The following is a 7058-nucleotide window of genomic DNA, read 5'->3' on the forward strand; positions in this document are numbered from 1 at the left end:
CGGCACCACCTGAGGCGGCGGCGCGGACGGCGGGAACTCGGCGGGCACGGTGAAATTAAAGCGGCGCCATTCCGATGCGAGGTTCCATTCGCGCGTGTTGACGGCGTTGATCTGGAACGGCTTGGGCAACTGCGTCAGGTCCAGCCGCATGCGGGCTTCGGCCAGGTAGGTCTCGCCCGGCTTGACCATATTGCGATCGAATACGCGCCACCCGCGCACGCGCTGGATGAATTGCAGCGCGCCCTTCAGGCGCATGAACGGCAGCTGCAGGCCGCCGGTGGAAACGCGGTACTGGCGCGTGAGCGGATGGTAGGACAGCCGCACGCTGCGGCTGGCGTTGACCGGCTTTTCGTCGAACCAGTACCAGCGTGGCCGGGTAAGCTGGAAGTCGACCACAAAATAGAGCGAGATGCCCTTGTTGAGCGCATCTTCCAGCGGCGGCGGCAATTCGAAATCGAAGCTGGCGGCCAGGTCGAAACCGCCGTCCTGGTACTCGATGCGGGCATCGTTGACTTCAATGCCTTCGGCGCGCGCCGTTCCCGGCGGCATCGTCAACGCCATCAGCACGCCGAGCATGAGCGTGGCCGCGAGCCACCAGCGCGCCAGCCATGCGCGCACGCCGCGCACAGGGCCGGCTATTGCCCCGCCTGCCGCCGGGGACGCGCATGCACTGTCGCCAGGGACACGAAGGACGGACAAGCAAAGCGGGCTCGGCATCGGGATCGATTGGGATCGGTCAGGGTCGTTTCTGGAAGCGGGCGTAGAAGAAGCCGTCGTGGTCGGCGGGCAGGCCGTCGTTGCTGGCACTTCCGCCGCCAGTCACCTGGTCTTTACTGCCGGGCAGCATCTGGCCGGGCGCCTGCAATCGTATCGCATCTGTTAGCTGTGCACCAAACCAGCGCGCCTGCTCTTCCCCCTCCGTTGGGAAAATAGAACAGGTGACATAGACCAGGATGCCGCCCGGCTTGAGCAGGTTCCAGAGTTGCGACACGATGCGCCGTTGCTCGGTGACCAGGCGGGGGATGTCCACCTCGCGGCGCAGCCAGCGGATATCGGGGTGGCGGCGCACGATGCCCGAGGCGGAGCATGGCACGTCGGCCAGGATGCGGTCGTATGGCTTGCCGTCCCACCAGTCCTGCGGGCGGCTCGCGTCGCCCACCACCACGGTGGCTTGCTGGCCCAGCCGTGCAAGGTTTTCGTCGATGCGCGTGGCGCGCTGGGCATCGCTCTCGAGCGCGGTCACGTCGGCCTTGGCCAGCTCCAGGATGTGGCCGGTCTTGCCGCCGGGCGCGGCGCAGGCATCGAGCACGCGCAGGCCGTCGGCCAGGTCCAGCAGCGGCGCGGCCAGCTGCGCGCCGGCGTCCTGCACCGAGACATCGCCTTCGGCAAAGCCGGGGATCTGCGACACGGGAAAGGCGCGCACCAGCCGCACCGCCTGCGGGCCGATGGCCACGCCGGCCATGCCGGCGTTGGCCACCCGCGTGAGGTATTCGCTGACCGAGACCCGCGCGGTGTTGACGCGCAGGGTCATCGGCGGGCGCACGCCGGCGCTTTCGGCCAATGCGGTCCATTGGTCCGGGTAAGCCTTGCGCAGCGCGTCCAGCCACCATGCGGGCAGGTTCCAGCGTGCCTCGTCGTCCTGGCGCACTTCGGCCAGCAGCGCCTTGCGCTCACGCAGGAAACGGCGCAGCACGGCATTCACCAGGCCGCGCGCGTGCGCCGTCTTGGGCTCGGAGGCGGCCGCGCTCACGGCCTGGTCCACCACCGTGAACTCGGTATAGCCGCCCTCGCCCTGCTCGTCTTCGACCAGCAATGCCAGCGCCACCGCCAGCAGTGAATCCACCAGCGCACCGGGCGGCCGCGTCACCAGCTTGGTGACCAGCGCACGCGCCGTGCCGAACTGGCGCATGGTGCGGTAGGCCAGGTCCTGCAGGGCGCCGCGCGTGGCGGCATCGCGCACGCGGTCGAGGCGGTACTGCGCGGCGGCGTTGTCGATGGCCAGCGGCAGCGCACTGCCTTCGTTGACCCCGCGTACGGCGGCCGCGGCGGCGAGCATCTGGAAGGCAAGTGATTCGTGTGGCAGGCGCATGACTGTGAGGCGGTGAGGCGGTAAGACCGGGTGGCAAAGGGCAAGCCGCGAGCGGCGGGGACTGGCGGCAAGGCCAGGGCGGGACCGCAAAAAAAGCACTGCCCGCCGCTTCCGGGGAAGCACGGCGGGCAGTTTACCCTGTATGCGCCCGGAGCCGGCTTTTTTGCGTCCCGCGGGCCGGGGTTGCAGCGGGCCTCAGGACACTAGAGCGGGTAGGTGCCGGTCTGGGCCATCTGCATCAGCCGCGCGATCCGTTCCTCGGTGGCGGGGTGGGTCGAGAACAGGTTGGCGATGCCGCTGCCCGAGAGCGGGTTCATGATCATCATCTGCGCGGTCGCCGGGTGCGCTTCCGCGGTCGGGAACGGAATGCCCTGGGCATAGCGGTGGATCTTGTCGAGCGCCATGGCCAGCGCCTGCGGATCGCCGCTGATGGTGGCGCCGCCACGGTCGGCCTCGAATTCGCGCGCGCGCGAGATGGCCATCTGGATCAGCGAGGCCGCCAGAGGGGCCAGGATCGCTACCGCGATGCTGGCGATCGGGTTGCTGCGGTTGCCGTTCTCGTCGCGCCCGCCGAAGAACATGGCGAAGTTGGCCAGCGCGGCGATGGCGCCGGCCATGGTGGCTGCGATGGTCGAGATCAGGATGTCGCGATGCTGCACATGGGCCAGCTCGTGCGCCATCACGCCGCGCAGCTCGCGCTCCGACAGCACGCGCAGGATGCCGGTGGTGGCCGCGACCGCCGCATGCTCGGGATCGCGCCCGGTGGCGAAGGCATTGGGCGCGTCTTCGTTGATCAGGTACACGCGCGGCATCGGCAGCTGGGCGCGCTGCGCCAGCTCCTGCACCATGCCGTAGAACTGCGGCGCCGTGGCGGCGTCGACCTCCTGCGCGTTGTACATGCGCAGGACCATCTTGTCCGAGAACCAGTACGAGAAGAAATTCATGCCCAGCGCCATCACCAGCGCGAACATCATGCCGCTGCGGCCACCGATCATGCCGCCGATGACGATGAACAGCGCCGTGATGGCCGCCATCAGCATGAAGGTCTTGACCCAGTTGAACATTGCAGTGATCTCCGAAAAAATCATCCTCGCGCGCGCCGGGTGGCCGGGCTGGCCGCGCCCGGGAAGCGCGCCGCGGTGATGTTTAGATGGTACCCCGAGGCGGAAATTCAACGGTGGGCTGCCTAAAAAAATGGCAGCCAGGAGGTGTGCCAGGCGTGCCTATCGCTGGGCCAGCGCCAGGCGCGCGCCCAGCCCGATAAAGGCCGTGCCGACCATGCGATCCAGCCAGCACTTCAGGCGCGGGGCCTGCCCGACCTTGCGCGTCATGGTGCCGGCGGCCCAGGCCACCAGCGTGCTCCACAGCGTGGACATGCACACCATGATGCCGCCCAGCGCCAGGAAGGCCAGGGCCTGGTGTGCGGCGTGCCGGTCGACGAACTGCGGGAAGAAGGAAACGAAGAACAGGATCACCTTGGGGTTCAGCACATTGGTGAGGAAACCCTGCATGAACAAGGCCCGCAGGCCGCGCGCGTCGGCTTGTCCGGCGCCGGCGGCGCCAGATCCGGCCAGGCCGGGCCGCTTCCACAGCAGGCGCAGCCCGAGCCAGACCAGATAGGCGGCGCCGGCGAACTTGATGATGGTGAAGGCGGAGGCCGACGCCGCCAGCAGCGCCGTCAGGCCGAAGGCCGTGGCCAGCGAGTGCACGCAGCAGCCGGCACTGACGCCCAGCGCCGAGACCACGCCGGCCGCCCTGCCCTGCGCGATGCTGCGCCCGACGATATAGGCCGTGTCCGGGCCTGGCGTCACATTGAGGAGGAATACCGCGCCGATGAACAGCGGCAGGTCAACGATGCCGAGCATGGGGATTCCTCGCGTGCGGGTGGCATGGGCGCAAAACGGGCGCCAAGGCGGCGCGCAGGCGGATTATGCCTCGCCTTCCGGCAGCGCGCAGCGGGTGCCGGGAGGCAGGGGCATGCCCTGCAGGAACGGCTGGGCCGGCAGGCGGCGGCCGCCCGGCTTCTGCAGTTCCGTCACCCGCAGCGCACCGTCGCCGCAGGCAATCACCACGCCGTCGGCGTCCGCCGCCAGCACCGTACCCGGCACCTGCGGCTGGCCGGCCGTGGTTGCCAGGGGCTGGGCCTGCCAGCATTTGATGACGGTCTGGCCGATCTGCAGGGTGGCGCCTGGGAAGGGATTGAAGGCGCGTACCTGGCTGGCCAGCGCCGCAGCAGGGCGGCGCAGGTCCAGCGGCGCCTCGTCCTTGCCGATCTTCCCGGCATAGGTGATGCCTTCGGCGGGTTGCGGCGTGGCGGTCAGGGGCTGGCCGGAGGCAAGCCTGTGCAGCGCGTCCACTACCATGCGGCCACCCAGCGCGGCGAGGGTGTCCTGCAGGGTGGCCGTGGTGTCCCCGGGACCGATCGGCACCGCCTCGCCCTGGATCATCGCGCCGGTATCCAGGCCTTCGTCCATCTGCATCAGCGTGATGCCGGTCTGCGTATCGCCGGCCTCGATGGCGCGGTGGATGGGTGCCGCGCCGCGCCAGCGCGGCAGCAGCGAGGCATGGATGTTGAGGCAGCCATACTGTGGCAGTTCCAGCACCTCGGCCGGCAGGATCAGCCCGTAGGCGGCCACCACCATCACGTCCGGGGCAAGCTGCGCGAGCGTATCGACGGCGGCGCCGGCTTCTTCGGGGTATTTGCCGTTGCGGCGCAGCGAGCGCGGCTGCAGTACGGGCGCGAGGCCGTGCTCCAGCGCGTACTGCTTGACCGGGCTGGCCTGCAGCTGCAGGCCGCGGCCGGCCGGGCGGTCGGGCTGGCTGAGCACCGCCACCACCGGGAAACCGGCCTCATGGATGGCCTGGAGCGCCACGCGGGCGAATTCAGGCGTGCCGGCAAAGGCAACGCGCAGCGCTTGGGATGGGTGTGCGGCTTGGGACATGGCGCGCTCCGGCATATAAAGCGGCACCGGCCGCATCAGCGGCCGGTAACTTGATTCATCGGGAAGGCAATACGATAGCAGACCCGGTGGCGGGCTCATACCGGCGCGCGGCCGGCGGCTGAGGCTCGCGGGGCTACATGCGGCTGCGCTCGCGCTTGTGCAGCTTGGTCAGCTTGGCCTTGATGCGCTGGAGCTTGAGCGGTGACAGGTATTCGACGAAGACCTTGCCCCTGAGGTGGTCTATCTCGTGCTGGATGCAGACCGCCAGCAGCTCGTCGGCCTCGAGCTCGAAGGTCTCGCCCTTCTCGTTGAGGGCGCGCACGCGCACGTGGTCCGGGCGCTCGACACGGTCGTAGACCTCGGGCACCGACAGGCAGCCCTCTTCCCCCACCTTGCGGGTATCGCTGGCCCAGACGATTTCCGGGTTGATGAACACGCGCAGTTCGTCGCGGGTTTCGGAGATATCGATCACCACCACCTGCTCGTGCACGTCCACCTGGGTGGCGGCCAGGCCGATGCCGGGGGCTTCGTACATGGTCTCGGCCATGTCCTCCACCAGCTTGCGGATGCGGTCGTCCACCACGGCAACCGGTTTTGCCACGGTATGCAGGCGGGGATCGGGGTAGGTAATGATGTCGAGTTTGGCCATGATGCTGGGGCGCAACGCCTCCTGCTCACACATGTGGCCCGCGTTGCGGCAACGGGTGTTTACATGCAGAATCGGGGCGCAAGTACAAAAATTCAAGGCGCGCCGCAGCAGGCGCGCTCTCCAGGGTCAATCCGGCTGTTCTGCCAGCCGGTTCGAGAAAATGCGCGATCTTACCAAAGAACACCAGGCGGTGCCGGGCCGCAGGCCGCACGCGTTCGCCCGTTGGATATTGTGTGCGGCTGGCATCACTGCCGCCACGGGGGCGCCAGTCCATGCCGCCGACCTCGCCGTCACGCCCGCCCAGCGGGCCCGGGCCGGCGTTACCGCGCAGCAAGGCATCCCCGCCACCGACCTGGCCACCGACGCGCCCTCGCAGTATGTGGTGCGCGGGGGCGATACGCTCTGGGGCATTTCCGGCCGCTTCCTGCGCCAGCCCTGGCGCTGGCCTGAACTCTGGGGCATGAACCAGCAGCAGATCCGCAATCCTCACCTGATTTATCCCGGCCAGGTACTGTACCTGATCCAGCGCGACGGGCGTGCCTGGCTCTCCACCGCCCCCGACGCCGGCGGCACGGTCCGCCTGACGCCGGCGGTGCGCTCCGAGGGCGGCCCGGGCGGCGCCATCGCCAGCATCTCCGCCAAGGATATCGAGCCCTTCCTGATCCGCCCGCTGGTGGTGGACCAGGGCACGCTGGAGACCTCCGCGCGCATTGTCGCCCTGCCCGAGTCGCGGGTCTACCTTGCGATGGGCGATTCCGCCTATGTGCGCGGCATAGCGCCGCCCGATGCCGTGGTCGGCAGCGACTGGCAGGCTTTCAAGCCGGTCAGGCCGGTCAAGGACCCGGTCAGCGGCCGGGTGCTGGGCTATGAGGCCGAGTACCAGGGCAACGTCCGGGTGTCGCGGCCTCCCGAGGGCTTTGACGCCGTGACTACCGTCAAGGTGACCCAGGCCCACCAGGAAATGGCCGCCGGCACCCTGCTGCTGCCCCAGCCCGCCCGCGAGCCGGTGCGCTATGTGCCGCGCGCCCCCGACGTGGCCATCGACGGCCGTATCGCGGCGGTCTATGGCGGCGTCCAGTTTGGCGGCGCCAAGCAGGTGGTGGTGCTGAACATCGGCACCGCCGCGGGCCTGGAGCCCGGCCACGTGCTGGCGCTGTCCCGCGCCGGCCAGGTGGTGCCGGACCGTACCGATGGCAATCGCGCCGTCCTGCTGCCTGATGAGCGCTACGGCCTGGCCTTCGTGTTCCGGGTGTTCCCCGGCGTGGCCTACGCCCTGGTCACCGACGCCTCGAACGCGATCGAGGTCGGCGACCGCGTCACCTCGCCCCGTTGACCGGGCGCACGGCAACCGGCCCCGATGCGGCGGCGACCACGCGCG

Annotated in this window: 7 protein-coding genes; 1 reads left to right on the top strand and 6 read right to left on the bottom strand. The window is 69.2% G+C overall.

What is annotated here, in order from left to right:
- The 6 genes from P3W85_RS17130 to def form a co-directional block, all read right to left on the bottom strand.
- Window positions 1-717: DUF4390 domain-containing protein (locus tag P3W85_RS17130; RefSeq protein ID WP_430869561.1), on the bottom strand; the 717-nt coding region annotated here is incomplete at its 3' end.
- A 19-nt stretch (window positions 718-736) separates the two neighbouring features.
- Complete coding sequence (rsmB, locus tag P3W85_RS17135; RefSeq protein WP_276265656.1) at window positions 737-2089, bottom strand: 16S rRNA (cytosine(967)-C(5))-methyltransferase RsmB; 1353 nt, start codon at window positions 2087-2089, stop codon at window positions 737-739.
- Between the two features lie 203 nt (window positions 2090-2292).
- On the bottom strand, window positions 2293-3153 hold the full coding sequence (gene htpX / locus P3W85_RS17140) for a zinc metalloprotease HtpX (RefSeq protein ID WP_017224344.1): 861 nt from the start codon (window positions 3151-3153) through the stop codon (window positions 2293-2295).
- A gap of 159 nt (window positions 3154-3312) precedes the next feature.
- Window positions 3313-3954 carry a LysE family translocator gene (locus P3W85_RS17145; RefSeq protein ID WP_276265657.1) on the bottom strand — a complete coding sequence of 214 codons (642 nt, stop codon included), beginning with the start codon at window positions 3952-3954 and terminating at the stop codon, window positions 3313-3315.
- Between the two features lie 63 nt (window positions 3955-4017).
- Window positions 4018-5031, bottom strand: a complete 1014-nt coding sequence (fmt, locus tag P3W85_RS17150; protein ID WP_276265658.1) for a methionyl-tRNA formyltransferase — start codon at window positions 5029-5031, stop codon at window positions 4018-4020.
- Between the two features lie 133 nt (window positions 5032-5164).
- On the bottom strand, window positions 5165-5680 hold the full coding sequence (gene def / locus P3W85_RS17155; protein ID WP_035819274.1) for a peptide deformylase: 516 nt from the start codon (window positions 5678-5680) through the stop codon (window positions 5165-5167).
- 160 nt (window positions 5681-5840) lie between these two features.
- Between def and P3W85_RS17160 the strand changes: the two genes are divergently transcribed.
- Window positions 5841-7013: a LysM peptidoglycan-binding domain-containing protein gene (locus P3W85_RS17160; RefSeq protein WP_276265659.1), complete on the top strand. Its 1173-nt coding sequence runs from the start codon at window positions 5841-5843 to the stop codon at window positions 7011-7013.
- Window positions 7014-7058: the final 45 nt, after the last annotated feature.

Source organism: Cupriavidus basilensis (assembly GCF_029335485.1).
GTDB lineage: Bacteria > Pseudomonadota > Gammaproteobacteria > Burkholderiales > Burkholderiaceae > Cupriavidus > Cupriavidus basilensis_E.

Bases quoted from the DNA above. Each gene is read 5' to 3' on its own strand.
- rsmB (WP_276265656.1), bottom strand. From the start codon at position 2,089: ATGCGCCTGCCACACGAATCACTTGCCTTCCAGATGCTCGCCGCCGCG.
- htpX (WP_017224344.1), bottom strand. From the start codon at position 3,153: ATGTTCAACTGGGTCAAGACCTTCATGCTGATGGCGGCCATCACGGCG.
- P3W85_RS17145 (WP_276265657.1), bottom strand. From the start codon at position 3,954: ATGCTCGGCATCGTTGACCTGCCGCTGTTCATCGGCGCGGTATTCCTC.
- fmt (WP_276265658.1), bottom strand. From the start codon at position 5,031: ATGTCCCAAGCCGCACACCCATCCCAAGCGCTGCGCGTTGCCTTTGCC.
- def (WP_035819274.1), bottom strand. From the start codon at position 5,680: ATGGCCAAACTCGACATCATTACCTACCCCGATCCCCGCCTGCATACC.
- P3W85_RS17160 (WP_276265659.1), top strand. From the start codon at position 5,841: ATGCGCGATCTTACCAAAGAACACCAGGCGGTGCCGGGCCGCAGGCCG.